The following is a 19,466-nucleotide window of genomic DNA, read 5'->3' on the forward strand; positions in this document are numbered from 1 at the left end:
AGACGCCGGACTCTCCCGGTCATGCACACGTACCGATCGGAGCGCCCGTCGGCTATACGCCGCACGGGTGATCAACGCTGGCCAACGGCGATGCGTCGAACAACGTTCGCAACCCAGCCGGGAGCGGCTTTTCTTCACGCTGCCTCGGGACGGCGCCGCCGAGGGACATCGCGAGCGTGTGCACCATCGTGGCGAACTGCTCGGCTTCCCGTTCCGCGAGGTCACCGTAGGTGGCCCGCGTACGGTGTTTGCCGCGCAGAGACGGATGTAGGTCCGGGATCAGACCGAGTACCAGTTCCACGTCCAATTCGCCACTGCCCGGCTGGGCGGGTTCACCAGGGTCTCCCAGATGTCCCAACGCCAGGTGCCCGATCTCGTGGGCGATGCAGTGTCGTTGGTGCACAACGGTCGTATCGCGCGGATAGAGGATCGTGTCGTGGCCGCGATGCTGCACAACGAGACCTAACGGTGTCGATCCCGTCAGGTCGGCTGGCCTGGCCAGGATCGGGCGGCCGCCGCGCTGACGACTCACCGCGACGAGGAGCTCATCGATCCCGAAGCCATCCGGTAGTTCGAGTGAACAGAGAGCGGCGGCGCACTTCTTCCACATCTCCCGTTTCGCACGATCCACGACAGCAACCTCCCCATTGCCATTGGGAACAAGGGCCCTCTCCCTCCCCGAGTCACTCTGATGGCCTGTTGACGAAAGCCCCGGCATCTGCGGTCACTCGATCCGCTCCCGTGATGTCGCGCGACACTAGCCCGAACAGTCGAAGCCGCGCAATGAACTGCTGGCCGTTGTGACTCCACTCCCGTCCGCCTCGGGGAGCCGATGCGCTCGCAGATCACCACGAAATAGTCGTCTGGACCAGTTGCCGGGTCAGCTTGCGCTCCAGGCAGCGCTACCTGAATGATCACCCGAATGGTGCAATGGCGCGGTCGGATGAGACGACGGGAATGTGTCGTCATATCCCCAGACGTGTCACGTGGGTGACTCCAGCCTGCGTTCAGAGCGTCGCCAGACCAGGCGCACAGCGGGCAGCCTGCTCGACGATCCGTTCGACACCGTCAGAGCGACGGTGTCCCTGACACGATCTCGAGGCCCCGGAGCACGCGTGGAGCACGCTATTGCTTCTTCGCCGCCTCGATCTCGTGTCTGATCTCTTCAGTCAGCTTCGGCAGATCAGCTGGATCGACCGGCTCACTCAGCCTGAACCCCAACCCTCCAGTGACCTGATGCAACTCAGCGAGAGCATCGATAAACGCCTTCTGCTCTTGCATGACTCGCTCGCTGGCGATCAACTCCTGAGAGTGCGGGTCGTCAAAGAATCGCGCCGGACTTATCTCGAAATAGTCAGCCAGAGCCTGAATTTTGTCGATCGCCGGTCCGTTGCGCGCCTTGTCGTTGATCAGAAGACCGATGTAGGCACCCGTGCAACTCCGACCCGTCTGCCGTTCGACGTGCTGGGCGATCTCATCTTGCGTCGGCAACTTCTGCTGGGGCGACGCACACCCCCGCAAGTATCGCTGATGCTGCAGCCGTTGGCCGAACGTTCCCGCTGGGTCCCCTCGGTCCCACAGATCGGACGGTACTTTGCCGAACGCGTCGAGGATCGCGGCCAATAAGGGGCCCTCGGGTTTGCGCCTGGCCTCTCCGGTAAAGAATTTCGCGAGGTAGACAGGATCGTGGTTACGCCCGGTGACCGCCCTGACGTGCTCGGCGATCTCTTCGAACGATCGAACACGGCCTCGCGAGTCGCAGCACTGCTCGCGCAAATACCAGAGCTTACGGGAGATTTCCCAGTTGGGGGCGAGACGGTCACCATCGTCCATTCAGGTCAACTCCCATCGTCGCGCTCAGCGCAGTGACGCCCTACGCCCGCGCCCCCAGTGCGAGATCAGGCCCATCCGGACCACGATCCCCGCGCCACGGGCGGATCCTAACCGAACCGAAGGATCCACATAAGTCAGTGCCACCCGGACAAGGGAGCTCGCCAACCGGCGTGGGAGGCGGGGCGCCCGCGCCCCCGCGGTGTCGTCGCCGCGTGCACACTTGCGATGTAACACCCTCGATCTGTTTGCATTCCACACCTGGATCCATATGCTCGATTTGTCGAACGCAACGGGATCAGTGCCATCGCGGCGATGTTCCTGTCAACCAGCGTGGCACGGGGATTCCACGCTGTTCAGGCACGAGTCGTCGCGGGTCGAACACACCTGTCCTCCCACATCCATACCTGGCCTTCGCCCGCCGCCGACACCAGAGAGCACCGCCCGTCCGGGGCTGGGATGCCGCCGCATCACCACCCTATTCATATGTCGAGACAGTTCGAGGAGACGAACCCATGCGCCCACCGACATCCCGACCAGGTGAGAACGCCGCTCACCACATCGGCTCGCGATCCCTCGCGCGTGCCCTCATGCGTTCGGGCGCGGACGCTGGATGCCCACCGGCGGATCCGGCTCGGGGCACAGGGCGCACCAGCGGGCCCCATGGGGAGGACGACTGACATGTCGTGGTCCGAGCGAACCTATCCCCGCATCGAGGACCATCTCGGTCCCCGCGATCGCCGCTTCTTCGGAACCGGCTACAAGCGCGTCCGCCACCAGCTGGCCGATGCCATCGTTGATGCGGATGCGCGGCGAATCACGGCAGGCGCGAGTCTCGATTACCCCGAAGACTGGTCGTCCAAGAGTGCGAGTGTCTCACTACGACCGCATGTCAGTACGATCGATGCCGTCGTCCTGAGTGTGGCGCTCGCGGAAACGTATCTGTCCTATGCGTTCGGCTTCGACGCCGCGAGCCGGCGCTCGCTGTGGCTGCGGCGCATGGTGATCAAGGCGGGAACCACAGCGCAGGAAAACCTCCGCAACGTTGGTGTCCATGCAGACCTGGTGGGTACCGCGGAACGATCCGGGTTCGCGGTGTCCACTTTCGACGGGGCGGTCGGAAACCTGCGAACTCGTTGCGAGGTCGCGCATCCAGTCGTGCGCGACCACCTTCTCAGCGCCGCGGTCGCGCTCCCGGAGGACTTGCTCGGTGACGCAGAACGCCGCTATTTCGGGACAGGCTACCAGCGGCGTGTTCACGAGCTCTCGAATGTTCGGGTCGCTCCACGGGACAGCGTCGCCACGGCTGACGCCGACGTCCTCGATCCGGATCCGTGCGTTCAGGGGCTCGCGGGGCAGTATCAGCCCGCGTTCTCCATCATCGACGGCATCATCGTGCTCGCACAACTCTCGCAATCCTTTCTCTATCAGCTCGACGACATCGATCGCGCCAACAGCCACACGTTGTGGATGCGTCGGCTGGAAGCGACGTCGCACATTCCCCCTTCGCCCTTGACCGACCGAGTGCCGGCACGGACATCGATGACCCGCTCGGCGATCCTGAACTTCGACGGGAGCGCCTGGCGGACGTCGGAGTGGGACTCCCACCTTCACGGCATCAGATTCAGCTACCGCCTTGGACATCGCCTGCCCATTTCGTCACTGGTCGCGGCCGCATGAGCGCCCGACTCGCGTGCGAGCACGGCGACCTGCTGATCGTCGCGGAGGGCGCGGCGAGGCTCAGCTGGACACGCACAGGCCCCGCTCGCTGGAAGCCCATCGGGCTATGGCCGAGCCGACATGAACAAACCGAGATCGCGGACCGGGTCGACGCCGGGCTTCCGATGCTGGTCGTCCTCGCCGAGATGCCCACGATCGTGCCGATGCTGACCGAGGAACTCCTCGACGCCCCGGAGGACTTGCTCAGTCTCGCCGAGTTCACCGGCTACCTCGCTGAACTTCGAATCCCGTTTCTGGGCTGGCTTCCGCCGGAATTGCGGGAGCGTGGCCGACGATTCTTCGAGGCCACTCGTCGTCGTCCCCAGGCCAAACCGTCGGTAACGCGACCGCCTCTCCTCCTCGACGATCCAGACCACGACGCTCCCCATGTCCGATTCGCGCGATGGTTGCGCCCTGGTCATCCTCCCGTCGAGGATCTCGTTCCCGTGGCCACGAAGATCTTTCTGCGAGAGGACCAACCATGACCCAGCAACCGTCGTTGCGGTTGGCCGTCTCGGGAACCTACTCGACAGGAAAATCGACGACGACAGAAGCACTCTCGATCGCCACCGGGATCCCCCGCACGCACGCCAAGACATCCCGCGAGATCCTGATGGACATCGTGCCCGGCAAGCAGGTTCAAGAACTCTCCGCCATGGAACTGATCAAGCTCGGGCTACGCCGATTCGAAGAGCGCGTCGCGAACGAGTCCTTGCCGGGATCGTTCATTTCCGACGGATCAGTCATTCACGAGTGGGTGTACGGTGAGGCGCGGATGCGAGTGGGCATCAATCCGGGCGCCTCATGGTGGTTGCGCCGCGTCAAGGCGGTGTCAGGATGGCGAACGAAACGGTTCTACCAGCAGTACATGGATATGTATGGCGAGTTGACGAAGGACCGAGCACGACGGCTCTACGACGCCTACGTGCATCTCCCCGTCGAGTTCGACATGCACGCCGATGGACACCGCCCCGTCTCGGAACCATTCCGCGCTGTGTCCGATCGCTTGCTCCACAACGCCGTCCAAGAGATGGGCGTGCCCTACTACGTCGTGCACGGGTCGATCAAGGAACGCCTCACCGCCATCGTCGACCTATTCGACCTTAACCTGATTGTTCCCCTGGACGACGCCATCGACCAAGCCCAGCGACGAGTCCACAACGCCATCTCGATTCTGCACGCGGACGACCGGTTCCACGAAGCGCAAAGACGGAAGTCTTTCTTCCGGCGGCTCTCGTACGCGCTGCGCTACTAGCCCAGATTCTCTCTGGCCGTACCAATCCACCGACACTGTCAGAGTACTAACAACACACCGACCCGAGTAACTACATCTCATCCCACGAGCGCCACACACGAATTGGTGACGCGTTCGTCCGTGCGCGCTATTTCGACGCGGCGATACACAGAAAAGGCATTCAACGAGGAGGTGTCCCATGTCCCGGACAGGCGAATTCCGGATCGATACGCATCACCGCAGTCGTGAGGTTGGCTAGGTTCCCGACAGCAACCGCCGTCAGCGCGATCGCGTTGAGCGTCACACGCACGCCGGGCCTCGATGCCCGCGCGGCACCACTCCGGCACGGCCGCGACACCGTGCAGGCCAGCTACTCCACGCGGGCGGGTTCGACACCGGTCGCCACGCCCGCACACCGTTCGCATCCGCCATCACCACACTCCTGATCCTGAGGAACACCTATGTCCACCACATCCACTCCCGTCGCCGCCCTACCGCGTTCATCCTCGTCCCGCGTTCTGGTCCATCGCGTCGGCACTCCACCGGCCGGTACCGCCGCGGATCCGCGGTCCTCCATGCAGTGGCACCTCGATCATCGACACGGCGCGCAGTTGACGGCCGTCCCCTTCGACGTCGACGACCGGTGGATCGCTACCTGGCTCGACGGCCTGGCCGATGTCCCTGGCCTCGTCCAGATCCGGTCCGGTGACTACCGCGGCTACGACGACATGCCGTACTACGCGATCGCCGACGGCCGTCACCTCGTCCCCGAGGATCTCGCGCTCGGGCGCCCGCGGCTCACCGAGCAGGCCTTCGCCGCGTATCCGCATCTCACCGGATCGGACATTCCTCGCCGCCTTCAGGTCAGCATTCCGAACGCCCTGGATCTGAGCTATTTCGCGTCCGGGTCGGTCGACGCCGCCACGCACTGGATGCCAACGATGCAATCGATGGTCAGCGGCGAGGTGTCCACACTCAGCGAACAGTGGGGCGACCGGATCCTGCTGCAGCTGGAAAGTCCGGCGATCCTGCTCGCCTACCACAGCACTCCCCGCCAGGACTGGTCGCTACTGACCAGTGAGCTGGTTCGTCAGGTCAGCGGCGTTCTCGGTGCCGCACCGTACGCCGACTGGGTACTGCATCTGTGCTACGGCGATCTTGAGCACACACCGCTGTTCGAACCGACGGATCTCACGGCCGCGACAATGTTCCTGAACGCTCTGTCGGACCAGCTCGCCGACCGTGGGCAGCGCATGCCCACCGTGCATCTGCCCCTGACGCACGGCGACGCCGCCCCTCCGGTGGATCCGCTGTTCTACGCGCACCTTCGGCGTCTTCGCCGGGGAATCCCGATCATCGCCGGTCTCGTCGCTGAGGAGCACCCGCACCAGACCTCTGTCGCGTCCGAGTTGCTTGTCGGTGCGCTCGGAGTCCCGGTGGAGGCCATATCGGCCGCGTGCGGGCTCGGACGACGGTCGGAAACGGCGGGGAAGGCGAACACCCTCCTGGCGGCCACCGTCGCTCTCGGCTGGAACGAGCGAGCGGCCTCATAAAGCGACGGGGACGGTCCCGACATCTCGCCACCGTCCACCAGGGACACCCCCCCCAGAGATCACCTACCGAAGGAAACCCGTGGGACGACATCGAATGAGCCCTCCACCGCGGTCGACGCACATCGCGGCGAAGACCACCTACATCGGCCGGCACCGCCGGCCGTCGGCACCGCCGGCGATCTTGACGGTCGTGTCCGCGATCTCCGGTGCCGTGATCGCGGCGGCCACCGAAGGCCTCCACGCGGTCACCTCGGCAGGTGGCACCACCCCGACGTCATCGGTCCGTCACACCCGTCGGACGACGCCCCAGCAGCAGAGAACACAGTAGGAGGACACCTATGTCGATCATCTACCACACGATCGCACGTATCGCTGTCACCACCGCGCTGGCCGCGACGGCCGCCCTCGGCAGCGGCACTGCGACCGCGACCACGGTAGCGCCGTCGCCCGATCCAGCCAGGTCCTGCCGGGACATCACCTTCCCCACCAGAACCGGTCCGCTCGAGACCACGATCCACGGCGTCCTGTGCGCGCCGACCACCCATCCCATCAAGGGCACCCAAGTACTGCTCCACGGTGCGACGTACAACAGCCAGTATTGGGATCCACCCGTCGCGAACGGCAAGTATTCCTACGCCAAGCAGATGAACAACGCGGGGTACCGAACGCTCGCTCTGGACCGCCTGGGCGCCGGCACCAGCTCACGGCCGCCGAGCGTCCTTCTCTCCGTCGACAACCAAGCCGATGCCGTGCACCAAGTGATCACCCACCTCAAAGCAGGTCATCTGATCGACGCCCCCGCCCGTCGTATCGCGCTTGTCGGACACTCGATGGGTAGTGCCGTGGCAACGGTCGAGCAAACTACGTTCCACGACGTCGACGCCGTGGTCATGACCGGCGCGACAGCACACATCGACCCGGCGTTTCTGCTCACCACACTCACCAACTACATGATGCCAGCGACACTCGACCCCAAATTCGGCCCGTTCAGCGGTCAACTCGTCGACCCGCTCTACCTCACCACACGGCCAGGCGTTCGCAGCGCCGCGTTTCACGCGGCCACCGACGTCGACCCCGAAGTGGTTCAGGTCGACGAGGCGACCAAGGATCTGGTCGCGACAACCGAGATTCTGGGTGCCATCACGAAGGGATGGGCACCAGAAACGACACGTCGAATCACCGTGCCCACCATGGTGCAACTCGGCGGAGCTGACAACTTCTTCTGTCCGCCCGGCCGTGGCGACTGCTCCTCGGCCGAGACCCTGGCCAGGGCCGTGGAACATGATTTCGCACCCGCGGCGCAGCTGCACACCTCGATTCTTCCCGCCGCGGGCCACGATCTGCAGCTCGCTCGCAACGGCGCGACCGCCGCGGCCGAGGTCTCGTCATGGATGGATCGCGCGCTTCCCTAGCTCGACCGGCCGCCGCCACGATGGGCCCCGGACTCGCTGGGGTTCTGCCTACGGGATCGGCGTTGTCGTCGCGACATGGCGGCGCCGATCCCGCTGCCGCATGCGCGCCGGCGAACGCGTCCGTCGCGACGCCAATCTGGACTCCGCTCGCCTCCTCTGGGGCGAGAACCAGTACTGAGCCCGGGCAACGAGCGGCTGGCAGGGGATGTGGCGAGGTTCAGTTGCGTTGCCTGATCCGCCTGGGCTGGTAGGTCGCCACGACGGCGAGGTGGTCGGCGAGGCGTTTCGGGTCGAGGACGTCGTCGTCAACGACCCGGGGCTCGGCGACGGTCTCATAGTTGGAGAGAGCGGGGCCGAGGTCGGGGGTGGTCCAGACCTGGTCGAACCGGGCGAGCGGGTGTTCGCTGCCGGGCCAGTGCCCGACCGTCGGCGTGGGGTCCGCGCCGCAGACGACCGCGGCGTCGAGCATCCCGGCGAGCGCGAGGTGCTCGGTCGGGCGCCGGTCCGCCGACCAGGACTTGGTCCCGGTGGTGGGATCGAGAGAGACCGAGCAGTAGCTGTCCAGCCCGGGTCGCCATCGCGCCTGGTCCAGGTCCGGATCAAAGTATGGGCCGTACCAAGGGCTGCCTGGTTCGCGCGGGGGCGAGATTCGGGCGGCGGAGACGCTGTTGTGGTCTCCGGCGATGAGCGTGGGCGGGTGCCCGGCGGGGCGGGTCATCGCCGCCAGCAGCCGTTCGCCTTCGTCGGAGCGGCGTTCGCGTCCGGTCCAGGACAGGTGGGCCGAGCCGTGGACGACCGGCGTCTTCGAGCCGACATCGAGCGACAGCAGTGCCAGGCTGTGAAAGAAATTCGTACCGCTGATGGCGAACCAGCCGCCCTCGACCGGGCTGATCCCGCCGCTCCACAGCAGCGCGGTGTGGTACTCCTGGTTGCCGACCGCGATTGTCGGCACTCCGGATGCGGTCGCGCACTGCATACCCAGCGCTTCGCCCAGCAGCCGCAGCCGCCGCCCCGCAAGCTCCGTTTTCGTCCGCGGGTCCGCGTCGGCCGCGACGATCTCCTGCACCGCCAGCACATGCGGTTTCAACGACCGCAGCAGTGCCACCTGCGCCCGCCGCCGCGGCGTGTCGAGCTCTGCCTCGCCGCCATCGAGGAACAGGTTGTGCAGGTTCGCGGTGACAACGCGGACGAATCCGGGGCCGGTCACGGCCCCGGCTCCGCCGCGGGCAGCGCCAGCACGCCGGTCAGGACTGTCACCGGCGGACCGTCGCCGTGTCGTGTTCGAGTTCGGCGAGGCGGCGGAACCCATGCCGGGCGAAGTCGGGCATCGACCGGTGGAGGGCGTAGGCGAGGACTCCCGCGGAGCCCCGGAGGGCGACGCTGCGCTTCGCCTCGGCGGGCCACGGCCGGACCCGGGTCGGTCTCCTGGTCGTAGCCTTCGACGAACACGACCCGCAGACTCGGATCGTCGAGCTGGCCGAGGTCGAGCAGGTTGCCGAAGTCGAGCAGCGGATGCCCGGTCGCGGCGGTTTTCAGGTCGAGCAGCACGACCTCACCGCGTCTGTCGATCCCGAGGTTGGCGAAATGCAGACCACGATGCCCCGACCGCAGCGCGCCGTCCAACGACGTCGACGTGTCGTCGCTGCCGGGCCAGGGCCGGTACACGGTGGAAGGCAGCGGTCGGTCGGGACCACCCTCGGCAACGTCGCAGGAGGGAATGCTCACCCTCGCGAGGGTAGCCGGGACGAGCCCGCGTCGCCGCCGGTGCAGCCAAGCCGAGCAATTCCCTCCTAAAGACACCGACGGCGCGAGCTTGGTCGACGGCTCGTGGCTGTGCCTCGAAGGAGTGTCGATCCTGACCGCCTGGTCGGCTTATGGAAGATGACACTTCCGACGTGTCCGGTCTGTCGTTGTTGGCCTTCGTGTGGCGTAGGGGCCAATCTCTCGACATCTACCCACCCGAACGCGAAGCCCTCGGCATCGTCGCGATCGGCATCGGACTCATCGACCCGCGAACTCGACGGGTGACGAGATGCGGTCCGATGTGGTCGGCAAGTAACGGCAGGTCCGGGGTTCGCGACTTCTCGGAGACCACGCAGTAGTGAGGTGATCGGGACGAGCGACACGTCTGTCCGGAGTGGACGCGGACGGCGGTTGTTCTGGGCTGCCGCCCCCGGCGTAGGGCTGCCCCTCGCGCTGGTGATGAACCTGTTGATGATGATGCTCCGCGAGTTCACCTGGTTCGGGCTGGTCTTGGCGGTCGTGACGGTGCCGCTTGCTGTGGTGGCGTTCTCGCTCCCGCGGATGCAATTGCGAACCGAGCGGCGCATCAGCACCAACCGGATCGCCCAATACCAGGCACTGCGGCAGTTCCTCGGCACCACCACGCTGTCGCCAGTGGCTCGTCCCGCGCTTCCGACCCCGCGGTCGCCGCGGACATGGTGGCGCATCTGGCGCACCGTGTGGTCGCGCAACCGCTCCGGCCTGGATATCCCCAGCGATACCGACCTCGATACCTTGAGCACGCGACTCCGCACTGCAGCGACGACGGCATGGCGCTTTTCCGGCAGCTGGCGATCCTGATGGGCGCCATTCTGCTGACCGCCGAGACCGACCACGCCCCTGGACCTGGCAACGCTGCGGCTCCCCGCACCGGGGCTTCGCTCGTGGCGCTGGTACGGCAAGACCTGCGGTGGGAGGTCGTCGACGGCGGGGCGCGCACCCCGTCGCCCGGATCGTCGCCGGGTTCGGGAGGCACCCCGGTCGTGACCGGCACGATCGGGCAAACGCTGGGCCGCTTCTTCGGCGCCGTGACGCGAGGGTGCGCTCGGGCGGCGCAGTGACTAGCTGACCTCACCGCAGGGCGAAGTCCCCGCCCGTAGAAGATACTGTTGCCGCTCTCAGCTCAAGCACCTGCCACCGTGATGCTCGACGTCCGGGAGTGGGTAGCTGAGGACATGGTGAGGCGGCTTTAGCCTGTCTGCCGATTCTGCGACGCAGGAATGATGGTGGCGGCGAGCTGGATCCGGTAGCGCTCGCTGTCCAGGCCGTGTCTGAAGCAGCTGATGTGCAGGTCGGTGGGTAGCGATGCGGCGAGAGTGGTCGCGGTGCGGGTGTCGCGCGGGAGCAGCGTTCGGTGCAGGGCGCTGAGCAGCAAGGCGGGGACTCTGCTGGCGACCCCGGTCATGTGCGGGGAGGTGGCGAGGACCGCGTCGACGCGCAGACCGGGTTGGAGCCGCATCAGGCAGCGGTCGTGCCAGGCCACCGCAGCGCACAACGGCGTGATTCCGCGCGAGTGGCCGACGGCCATGCTCAGCCAGGCATCGGCGTCGGCGATGGCGAGCTTCGGTGTGGCGAACCGAAGGTGAACGTCGGCATTGGCGAGGGCCCGGGCCCATCGGATGTGCCGCTGGGGGTGCGCGCCCGGTGGTGGTTGGTAGCCGGTGGCGGCCACGAAGGTGGCGTGTGCGGTCCAGTCCAACGCGTCGGTGTAGGAAGTTGGGACCCTGGTCACGATCGCCATGCCTGTGCCGCCGGGTTCGGGCGGCAATTCCCAGGTCACAATGTCGGCGGCATGCCCGTCGTCCATGATCGGGCGGGGTGCTGCGCTGGCAGGCAGGGCGCCGATCGGATCACGTGGGCTGCGGCTACGCGGGCGGGGGTCGAGCGCGGTCAGCAGTACCCGGACCCCTGCCGCCACAACGCTGTCTGAGAGTTGTGCGTCGCAGGTGACGGGCATGTCAGGGTCCGCGGCACGCAACAGGTGGTCGGCGACCTCGGCCGCAGTGGGACCACCGCGCCAGCTCAGCTCGATCGCGCCGTGATCGGTGACGCGGTACGCCGTGCGAGGCCCGTCCAGCGGGCCACACCGACGTTGCAGCGTCAGCGCGAGCCACCCCGCCACCCGTTGCTGATCATGCCGCGATCCAGATTCGGTCACGCCCGCACACTACCGCGCACGTCACGCCCGCGGTGGCGCTTCACGGGCCGGGCGCATCGTCAGGCGAGGCGTGTCAGGCGGATGCGGCCACGATCGCCACTGCCCGGCGGCATAGCAGTGCCTCGCCGTGACCGGAACCGGGTGCATGCAACAAGATCGAGGCTCGCAGCCGTGACGCGCCGCCGACGGCGGCGAGGACCTCGTGCACCACGCGCGTGAGCGCCTGGAGTTCGTCGAGGCTGTCGCGAAGGGTGCCGGTGTAGATCCAGGCCACCAGGGTGGCGGCGATCTCGGTGCTGTCGTTGGAAAGCACGGCCCCCAGGCAGCTCGCGAGCGGGCCGTCGCCCGGGATCGCGTCGTCCGCGGTGGCGCGGCGGGGCCGTGATCGCGGCTCACCGCCGCGCGTTGCGGGTCAGCGGGCTGTTCTCGGCCGCGTGTAGATCGATGACCAGTGTGGTGAGGGTCGCTGTGTCGCCGGTACCCGCGGCCGTGACGATCGCGGCTGCCGGCGGGCCGCCGTCACCCAGCGGCGGAACGATCTGGTGCGTCATTTGCCACGTCAGCAACCACATCTGCTCGGAGCCTAGGGCGAACACCACGTCGATTCGGGTGTCGATTCTGCCCATCTCGGTCAGAATGCTCTGCAGAGCAAGAGAGTCCTGGTAGCGACCCAGGATCCTGCCGCATCGCCGCGATCCGCCCGGTGTGGCACGCGATCACTCCGAAGGGGCCCCACTTCTGGTTATCGGCTCATCGTGCCACCCCCGCGCCTCTACACCGCTTGGAGGCTGTGCCGAGCACCGAGAAAGACAAGCAGGCCTCTCCGGATGGATCGCGCCTAGCACCGCACGTGCGCTCCCCCGCACGAAAACGGCTTCGGTGTAGGTCCGAGTCGGCCCGCCACGACTCGCGTCGTCGACCGCGCGCGTCCACACCGGCACCTCCTTACTTCACAAAGTTCACGCAGCGGCATGGCAAAAGGGCGCACGCCTTCGGGTGTGCGTCACCACGAGCTGTACAAGCTATCCCTACGGCTTGTGCGCGACGGCGCCGACGAGGAGTTGCTCGGCGGGCAGGGGCTCACGGGTACGCGGGCCCTCTGGCCACCAGTCCGACAGCGGCGTCAGCACTCCAGCGCCGTGAGGATGTGGCTGCACGATCCGCAGGCCGGTCAGCATCGAGGTGATCTCGTCCCGGGTGCGGAAGTAGCCCGCTCCCAGCGGGCTATGGACGAGTACGTCCTGCAGCCGCCGGGCTGTCGCTGTCAACACTCCACCGTCCTGATCGTCCTGCGGGTCGCAGAAGTGCGACAGCACGATGTACGAGCCACTGGGGAGCAGGTCGATGTAGCGGCCCAGGATCGCCGCCGGATTGGCACTGTCGGGAACGTAATGCAGCGTGGAGACGTGGAGCGCGGCGACGGGTCGGTGCAGGTCGAGCAGTGGCGCCGTCTGCTTGCCGGTCAGCACCGCGACCGGGTTCGTGAGCGACTCCTCGATCACGTGGTGGTCGTCGACCAGCAGGGCGCGTAGCCGTGCGGCCACGACGGGATCCTGCTCGACCGACAACACGCGTGACTCCCGGTTCACGCTCGTCACGATGTCGTGGAGGGACTGCCCCATCGGCAGACCCGGGCCGAGGTCCACGAACTGGCCCACTGTCCGTGCCAGCCACCGCGCCGCCCGCAGTTTCCAGGCCCGTTCCCCCCGCATCACCGTCGACAAACCCGGTTCCACGGTCAGGGCCCTGTCTCTGACCGCGCGGGCGGCCGCCCCGGCGTCTTTGCCGCCCACCATCGCGTCGGAGAATCGGGCGAGGCTCACCCGGTGCGGATCGTCTCGCCGGACCGGGACCAGCCTCGGCGCGGGGGTGTACATGCAATGCTGTCCTGTTCGGTGCTTTACGGACAATGGATGATTTGTGTGACCGTCGTCGGGGCCACAGCTGCTGGTTCGCATCTCGGTACGGACTGGACGCGGAGGGCGGCGGTGTCGTTCACCATGCGCCGCCGAGTCCGGCGAGGTGGGTGTTTGCGGTGCCGCACAACGCTTCACCTCGCAAACGCCGACTCCACGGGCAGTTCGGCGAGTGGGACGCTGGTGCCGGCGATCGCGGCCGACGGCGCGCCGCCCCGCATCTCACGTCTCACTCGCGCTGCCGACGGTGAATCTCAGTGTGAAGGAAAACCGTTTGTGGTCGTTCCGGCGCCAGACACGACCAGGCCGCACCATTTCAGGTTTGGATGGTTCGTGCACCTGGACGGAGCCTGGCACAAGCATTGCTGCGGCTCGCGGGTTGAGCACCGCACCGTCGATCTGGGTCGGCGGGCGACCGTTAGGGGCGGGGAAGTTCGTAGCTGTATAGACGCCGTCGAGTTCGCCGACGTGCTGGAAGCCGACACCACCGACGCGGCGACCCGGCGCGCGGCGCAACCATCTGCGGCGCCAGTCTCGACGCCCCATCATCCATCGTCCACAAAGGTAATCCAGCGCCCGTGTGTCGAAGGGGTGCTCGCCAGGGACAGGGATTCCATCGGGGAAATGCATCCGCGGCGCATAGTGGGCCAGTTCGTCGAAGTACGCAGCATAGCTGTCCGGAGCGAACATCGGGCCCGACGGATGACTGAACCAGTCCGCGAGCACTGCGGCCGGGCGCGCCGCACGCGTCCCGTACGGCCGGAACCGTTCGACGTCTTGCCGCCGCAGGTCACCGTTCGGGTGTCCGTGCGTGCCGAAAAGGTCCATCTTCAACTCCGGCGCGCCTCTCGGCGACACCACTGCTCGATTGCGGTTTCGACCCAAGAAGCCGGACTCGTGGCCACCGTGCCATTCGTGGACGTGGACTTTGCTGGCGTCGTAGAGAAGCGCGGGACCGATATCACCCCATTCTCCTGGCAAAGAGCCGATTTCAATGACATAGTTGCGGTGCGGGGCGGCAGCGTTCAGTGCGATCTGCGCTGCGCATCGACCACTGTTTCCGAAGAAGCGCCAGAAATTCGCCTCACCGATCATCCCCAGGTCAGGCCATCGATTGTTTGCTCCCACCAAATCCACCAAGCCATCCATGCAGTAGTCGATGGACTGATCGGATGACGCTCCACCATGGTCGAAGTTGACGTAGAGAATTTCCCACAGGACCGCGTCGTCGCTCATCGAAGTCATGCCGCCACTCCGGACCTAGATCGACACACTGCCTTGACGCCGAATGCATATTCCATGTCCGGCACGGGCAGCGCCGACTCGCCATTCGGGCCACGTTCACATTTTCGCACGATCATGTGAATGATGGTCATCCGCTCCTTCTGCGCATGTTCTCCAACCCTGTCGTGGCGACCGCGGTGGCGACCGTGCAGGGATCGTCGTGCCCGATCCTCGTGGTCGCAAGCCTGATGTCAGCGAATAGCAATACGGAGTCCGTTACTGCCAGGGCGATCGTGCAATCCCGTTCGCGTCGGCCACCCAGTGGCGACACAGTCGCCACTGCTGGAAAATCCCGGATCTGGAACTCGCGCCACAGCAACGCATTCCCCTTGAACTCGTGGTGGTAGCGCGCCAGCCCGTAGTTCGCGAGCGCGACAGCGATGTTCGCGTTGGTGTCGCGATTCGTGTAGGCGCAGCGAGGTGCCGTGGGGCCGGTGTTGTCCTGGGTTTGCAGGGCTGTGCCCGGCCCGAGGACGACAGTCGCTTCCCGCAGGTCGAAAGCTTCGCACGGTGCGATCGACAGGGCGGCAGGGGAAAGCGGCTTGCCGACGGTGGGCACCTCTGTGCCCGACGGTGTCTCACGCGGGGCGGTGGCGGGCTCGCTGCAACTCGTCGCGACCGTCGCTGCCATCACGACCGCGCACGCCATCCCGACTCGTCGGACCACATGGTTTCGCCGTACGGACCGCCTCGCCGTCATCGGCCTGCCTTTCCTGCGATCGTGGTCACCGCCGCATCGGCCACACGCGCACCGGGGACACACGGATCCACCGTCCCGATCTTGCTGTCCCCCAGGAACAGACCGACGTCCACCGTCGCGGTGTCGAGCAGCCCGACGCTGATGTTGCAATACCGATCGGGCTTGCCACCCGAACGCGTCACACTGGCAACCGCGGGAAAACCATGGATCGGCGGCAGTTCCTTCCACACCTCAGCCTTCGGATTCTTTTCTCCCGGCTTAGGACGGACGTTCGCATACAATCCGCTCAGGCCGTGCTGTGGCTCGGTGTCCAGCGTTACAGCTACGGTCGCGCCACTGTCCGCTGACCAGAAGCAGTTGGGGCCGATACCGGAAATGTCATCGCGCTTCTGGGTCACCTTCCTCCCAAGCGCATCTGTCACTTGCGGCAGGGTCAACGCTTCGCACGGATCGCCGGACAACGCCGACTCCGGAAGCGGAGACGGGACCTTCGGAGCCCCCGCGAACGGCGGCACAGTCGATGATGCGCTGGCCGCGTGCACCGACGACACAGGCGACGACGGGATCACGGCACGGTGGCACCCTGTTGCGAGCGTTGCGGCTAGCACTGTGCCGATTCCCGCAAATACGCGGTATGTCCGTACCCGCCGGGCCGCCATCATCGTCCCACCTTTCGTGCGATTGTCGTGACTGCGGCCTCGGCCACACGCGCACCGGGAACACATGGATCCGCCTTCCCGATCTTGCTGTCCCCTAGGAAAAGACCCACGTCCACGGTGGCTGTGTCGCGCAGGCCGACACTGACCTTGCAGTATTCGGTGGGTGAACCGCCTGATGGAGTCACACTGGCAACGGCGGGAAAGCCTTGGATGGCAGGCAGTACTTTCCACACCTCGGCCTTGGGCTGCACATTCGCATACAGCCCGCTCAGGCCGTGCTGCGGTTCTGTGTCCAGAGTTACCGCTATCGCCGCGCCGGTGCTGGCCGACCAGAAGCAGTTGGAGCCGATATGCGGGATGTCGTCGCGCTTCTGGGAAACCTTGTTCCCAATGGCATCTTTTATTTGCGGCGGAGTCAACGCCTCGCACGGATCGCCGGACAGTGCCGACTCGGGGAGCGGGTCCGTGACCTTCGGGGCGCCAGCGAACGGCGGCGCTTTCGACGACACGACGGCCGTTTGTACTGGCGACACAACCGGCGACCGGGTTGCGGCGCGGTCACAGCCAACTGCGACCGCTGCCACCATCAGCGCCGTACCAGCCCTCACATACACGCGATACACCCGTCCCCACCCGCACCCCATCATTGGCCTGCGTTTCGTACAAGCGTGATCACCACGGCATCAGCCGCACGCGCTGCAGGGACACACGGATCGGCCTTTCCGATCTTGCTTTCCCCCAGGAAAAGGCCCACGTCCACCGTCGCGGTGTCGAGCAGCCCGACGCTGATGCTGCAGTACCGGTCGGGCGCGCCCCCCGAGGGCGTCACGCTCGCGACAGCGGGAAAACCGTGAATGGCGGGCAGCACTTTCCACACCTCGGCCTTCGGCTTTACGTTCGCGTACAACCCGCTCAACCCGCGCCGCGATTGGGTATCCAGGGTCACGGCTACCGCCGCACCGCTGTCAACTGACAGATAGCAGCTGCGGCCAATACCCGGAATATCATGACGCTTCGCGTTCACCTTGTCCCCCAAGGCATCTTTGACTTGCGGCGGTGTCAACGCCTCGCACGGATCGCCGGGCAACGCCGGCTCCGGAAGCGGAGACGGGACCTTCGGAGCCCCCGCGAACGGCAGCACAGTCGACGACGCGGTGGCCGCGTGCACCGACGACACAGGGGAGGATGGGATTGCGGCGCGGTGGCATCCAGTTGCGAGCGCCGCCATCACAACCGCGCTGACGACTCTGCGTACGCGGTACGTCCATTCATTTCGACCGGTCATTTCCGCCCCGCGATTCGCGTAAGGGTGGTTATCGCGGCGTCGGCTGCGCTCGATGCGGTGGTGCAGGGATCGACCTTTCCGATCTTGCTGTCCCCCAGGAAAGAACCGGCATCCACTGTCGCGGTGTCGAGAACGCCGACGCTGACCTTGCAGTACCGGTCGAGTGCGCCCCCTGCTGGGGTCACACTGGCGACGGCGGGAAAACCTTGGATGCCAGGCAATACCCTCCACACTTCGGCCACAGGCTGCACGTTCGCGTACAAGCCGCTCAGCCCGTGCCGTGGTTCGGTGTCCAGCGTGACGGCGATTTTCGCGCCGGTACCGCGAGCGGACGTCCAGAAGCAGGTCGGCCCGATACCAGCAATGTCGTCGCGCTCCTGGGTCACCTGATCCCCGAGCGCGTCTTTCACCTGCTGTGGCGTCAAAGCCGTACACGGATCGCCGGACAACGCCGACTCGGGGAGCGGGTTCGTGACCTGCGGGGCGCCCGCGAACGGCAAGGCACGGGATGAGGACGATCGCGGCGGCTCAGTTTCCGGGTCGGGTGGTACCGGATGGGTCGTGCCGTCATGCGCGCCGCACGCGCTCGCCGTGATCGTCAACCACCCCGCGGCAACGTAGTGTGCCTTGCGACCGAAAATCCACTTGGCCCATGACGAAGGCTTTGGCCTACGCGCGGCACGGGGCCGCGCACGGTCCATGGGCGGTGTTTCGTTGATACGTGCGGACATGTCGTCACCTTCGGAAGAGCTGTCGAAATCGCGGTGTCTGTGGGTCCTCCGTGGATCCGTCTCTACGATGTCGACGGCGGATGGATCTGGTGCTGTGCTGCCGCACGCGTGACGGCGTCGATCAGGGGCGCGATGGTGAGCGCGGGCGGCAGGCGCCACCCGACGTGCCAGGGCGCGCGCACCCACACCACCGATCGGCCCCACGTGAGCCGCGTCGGTGGCACGGCGACCCACGCCTCGCGCCGTACCGTCGCGCTACCGGACATCGGGAGTTCCGCGAGTTCGCCGTCATCCGCGACCAGCAAGTACAGCCGTCCCGTGTCCGGCCGGTACGCGATCGGCCCTGATTCCGCGTATGTGACGTGGTGGTGCAGGAGTCCGTTGAACCGCTCGGGCACGCTGATCGCCGCCACGGTCGCGTCGGTGGCGGTGGCGACCACGACTGACGGCAACACGGGTTGCTGCTCTGACCACCACTTCCGGACCGTAGCCGTGTCGGTGGTGGCCGACTCGATCGCGAGTGTGGGACGCAGCTCCGCGGTGACCCGGCCGCGGGCACACACGTGCCGGTCCTGGCGCGCCGTGCTGGCGGGCAGCACCGGCCAACCGTGTTCGGCGAACAAGACCGCCGCAGCCCGAGGTTGGCGCGGAGCCTGGTCACCGCGGCGTCCTGCCACATTCGGTTTCGCGGGCGTGCGGGCCGTGGTCATCGCCCCGCCTCGTCCCAGTGCCGCAACAGCTCCCAGAGGTCGATGTCGCCATCGCCCGCGGCATGCACGGCGACGTAGGCCCGCGGCCGGTCGTCCCGCAACACCAGCCGGACCCCCTGATCGTGCTCGGGAGCGACGAACAGATGATCATGTACGCCACAGCGATGCACGACCTCCACACCGCAGGCACGCGACAGCGCGACGGCTTGACACGTGTCGCCGAGCTTGCGGGGGTAGGGCACCTGGGTCAGTGTGGTCGTGTTCAGGTGCGCGGCGATGCGGTCGACGATGTTGTCCCGCTGTCCCTTCACCTCCTCGGCCGTGCAGTCGGCGCCATCGGCACCGGTGGCGTCGCTGGCGTGGCCGCGCTGGTGTGGCTCCAGTCGGGTTGGTGTGGTGGTCACGAATCACTCCCGGGATGGTCGGCTGGTCGGTGTTCGTGTGGTGGCCTCGCGGGTTGCAGCGTCCTAGTGAGATCGCGATCCACATCAGG

23 protein-coding genes are annotated in these 19,466 nt (G+C 66.4%); 7 read left to right on the top strand and 16 right to left on the bottom strand.

The annotated features are described in order from the left end of the window. Positions 1 to 52: 52 nt before the first annotated feature. Both HUW46_RS47070 and HUW46_RS47075 read right to left on the bottom strand, forming a co-directional pair. Complete coding sequence (locus HUW46_RS47070; protein ID WP_215545092.1) at positions 53 to 631, bottom strand: hypothetical protein; 579 nt, start codon at positions 629 to 631, stop codon at positions 53 to 55. A 494-nt stretch (positions 632 to 1,125) separates the two neighbouring features. Further along, positions 1,126 to 1,833 carry a hypothetical protein gene (locus HUW46_RS47075; protein ID WP_215545093.1) on the bottom strand — a complete coding sequence of 236 codons (708 nt, stop codon included), beginning with the start codon at positions 1,831 to 1,833 and terminating at the stop codon, positions 1,126 to 1,128. A gap of 678 nt (positions 1,834 to 2,511) precedes the next feature. On the opposite strand from HUW46_RS47075, the gene HUW46_RS47080 reads away from it, so the two are divergent. The 5 genes from HUW46_RS47080 (at position 2,512) to HUW46_RS47100 (ending at position 7,748) form a co-directional block, all read left to right on the top strand. After that, complete coding sequence (locus HUW46_RS47080; RefSeq protein ID WP_215545094.1) at positions 2,512 to 3,510, top strand: AvrD family protein; 999 nt, start codon at positions 2,512 to 2,514, stop codon at positions 3,508 to 3,510. After that, on the top strand, positions 3,507 to 4,034 hold the full coding sequence (locus tag HUW46_RS47085; protein WP_215545095.1) for a hypothetical protein: 528 nt from the start codon (positions 3,507 to 3,509) through the stop codon (positions 4,032 to 4,034). The genes HUW46_RS47080 and HUW46_RS47085 overlap by 4 nt, the downstream gene beginning before the upstream one ends. After that, positions 4,031 to 4,804, top strand: a complete 774-nt coding sequence (locus HUW46_RS47090; RefSeq protein ID WP_215545096.1) for an AAA family ATPase — start codon at positions 4,031 to 4,033, stop codon at positions 4,802 to 4,804. Before HUW46_RS47085 ends, HUW46_RS47090 begins: the two co-directional genes overlap by 4 nt. 440 nt (positions 4,805 to 5,244) lie before the next feature. After that, positions 5,245 to 6,336 carry a hypothetical protein gene (locus tag HUW46_RS47095; protein ID WP_215545097.1) on the top strand — a complete coding sequence of 364 codons (1,092 nt, stop codon included), beginning with the start codon at positions 5,245 to 5,247 and terminating at the stop codon, positions 6,334 to 6,336. A gap of 338 nt (positions 6,337 to 6,674) precedes the next feature. Continuing rightward, entirely contained in the window at positions 6,675 to 7,748 is a 1,074-nt protein-coding gene (locus tag HUW46_RS47100; protein WP_215545098.1) for an alpha/beta hydrolase, read from the top strand. A 217-nt stretch (positions 7,749 to 7,965) separates the two neighbouring features. Here HUW46_RS47100 and HUW46_RS47105 read toward each other — a convergent pair whose 3' ends face one another. Further along, positions 7,966 to 8,955: an endonuclease/exonuclease/phosphatase family protein gene (locus HUW46_RS47105; RefSeq protein WP_215545099.1), complete on the bottom strand. Its 990-nt coding sequence runs from the start codon at positions 8,953 to 8,955 to the stop codon at positions 7,966 to 7,968. Then, positions 8,952 to 9,473, bottom strand: coding sequence for a phosphotransferase (locus HUW46_RS47110; protein ID WP_215545100.1), 522 nt, complete (start codon positions 9,471 to 9,473; stop codon positions 8,952 to 8,954). The genes HUW46_RS47105 and HUW46_RS47110 overlap by 4 nt, the downstream gene beginning before the upstream one ends. 474 nt (positions 9,474 to 9,947) lie before the next feature. Between HUW46_RS47110 and HUW46_RS47115 the strand changes: the two genes are divergently transcribed. Together HUW46_RS47115 and HUW46_RS47120 are read left to right on the top strand one after the other, a co-directional pair. Then, positions 9,948 to 10,331: a hypothetical protein gene (locus HUW46_RS47115; protein WP_215545101.1), complete on the top strand. Its 384-nt coding sequence runs from the start codon at positions 9,948 to 9,950 to the stop codon at positions 10,329 to 10,331. Beyond that, positions 10,301 to 10,591, top strand: coding sequence for a hypothetical protein (locus HUW46_RS47120; protein WP_215545102.1), 291 nt, complete (start codon positions 10,301 to 10,303; stop codon positions 10,589 to 10,591). The genes HUW46_RS47115 and HUW46_RS47120 overlap by 31 nt, the downstream gene beginning before the upstream one ends. Positions 10,592 to 10,719: 128 nt before the next feature. On the opposite strand, the gene HUW46_RS47125 is transcribed toward HUW46_RS47120, so the two are convergent. The 12 genes from HUW46_RS47125 to HUW46_RS47180 form a co-directional block, all read right to left on the bottom strand. Then, positions 10,720 to 11,688, bottom strand: coding sequence for a hypothetical protein (locus tag HUW46_RS47125; RefSeq protein WP_215545103.1), 969 nt, complete (start codon positions 11,686 to 11,688; stop codon positions 10,720 to 10,722). Between the two features lie 73 nt (positions 11,689 to 11,761). Then, a complete protein-coding gene (locus HUW46_RS47130; RefSeq protein ID WP_215545104.1) occupies positions 11,762 to 12,001 on the bottom strand; it encodes a hypothetical protein in 240 nt (79 codons plus the stop codon). Positions 12,002 to 12,080: 79 nt separating this feature from the next. Beyond that, the gene (locus HUW46_RS47135; protein WP_215545105.1) at positions 12,081 to 12,314 is read right to left on the bottom strand and encodes a hypothetical protein; all 234 of its coding nucleotides are present in this window, start codon (positions 12,312 to 12,314) and stop codon (positions 12,081 to 12,083) included. A gap of 402 nt (positions 12,315 to 12,716) precedes the next feature. Then, on the bottom strand, positions 12,717 to 13,565 hold the full coding sequence (locus HUW46_RS47140; protein ID WP_215545106.1) for an SAM-dependent methyltransferase: 849 nt from the start codon (positions 13,563 to 13,565) through the stop codon (positions 12,717 to 12,719). Between the two features lie 261 nt (positions 13,566 to 13,826). Next, complete coding sequence (locus HUW46_RS47145; RefSeq protein WP_215545107.1) at positions 13,827 to 14,840, bottom strand: hypothetical protein; 1,014 nt, start codon at positions 14,838 to 14,840, stop codon at positions 13,827 to 13,829. Positions 14,841 to 14,976: 136 nt separating this feature from the next. Then, positions 14,977 to 15,588: a DUF3558 family protein gene (locus tag HUW46_RS47150; protein WP_331477201.1), complete on the bottom strand. Its 612-nt coding sequence runs from the start codon at positions 15,586 to 15,588 to the stop codon at positions 14,977 to 14,979. Further along, positions 15,585 to 16,313 (bottom strand): DUF3558 family protein, encoded by a 729-nt coding sequence (locus HUW46_RS47155; RefSeq protein ID WP_331477202.1) that lies wholly within the window; start codon positions 16,311 to 16,313, stop codon positions 15,585 to 15,587. Before HUW46_RS47155 ends, HUW46_RS47150 begins: the two co-directional genes overlap by 4 nt. Further along, on the bottom strand, positions 16,247 to 16,894 hold the full coding sequence (locus HUW46_RS47160; protein WP_331477203.1) for a DUF3558 domain-containing protein: 648 nt from the start codon (positions 16,892 to 16,894) through the stop codon (positions 16,247 to 16,249). Before HUW46_RS47160 ends, HUW46_RS47155 begins: the two co-directional genes overlap by 67 nt. Beyond that, positions 16,891 to 17,532 carry a DUF3558 domain-containing protein gene (locus tag HUW46_RS47165; RefSeq protein ID WP_331477204.1) on the bottom strand — a complete coding sequence of 214 codons (642 nt, stop codon included), beginning with the start codon at positions 17,530 to 17,532 and terminating at the stop codon, positions 16,891 to 16,893. Before HUW46_RS47165 ends, HUW46_RS47160 begins: the two co-directional genes overlap by 4 nt. Next, on the bottom strand, positions 17,529 to 18,263 hold the full coding sequence (locus HUW46_RS47170; protein ID WP_215545111.1) for a DUF3558 domain-containing protein: 735 nt from the start codon (positions 18,261 to 18,263) through the stop codon (positions 17,529 to 17,531). Before HUW46_RS47170 ends, HUW46_RS47165 begins: the two co-directional genes overlap by 4 nt. A 62-nt stretch (positions 18,264 to 18,325) precedes the next feature. After that, positions 18,326 to 18,973, bottom strand: coding sequence for a bifunctional DNA primase/polymerase (locus HUW46_RS47175; RefSeq protein ID WP_256451410.1), 648 nt, complete (start codon positions 18,971 to 18,973; stop codon positions 18,326 to 18,328). Beyond that, the gene (locus HUW46_RS47180) at positions 18,970 to 19,377 is read right to left on the bottom strand and encodes a hypothetical protein (RefSeq protein ID WP_215545113.1); all 408 of its coding nucleotides are present in this window, start codon (positions 19,375 to 19,377) and stop codon (positions 18,970 to 18,972) included. The genes HUW46_RS47175 and HUW46_RS47180 overlap by 4 nt, the downstream gene beginning before the upstream one ends. Positions 19,378 to 19,466: the final 89 nt, after the last annotated feature.

The organism is Amycolatopsis sp. CA-230715, assembly GCF_018736145.1.
In the GTDB taxonomy this organism is placed as follows: Bacteria; Actinomycetota; Actinomycetes; order Mycobacteriales; family Pseudonocardiaceae; genus Amycolatopsis.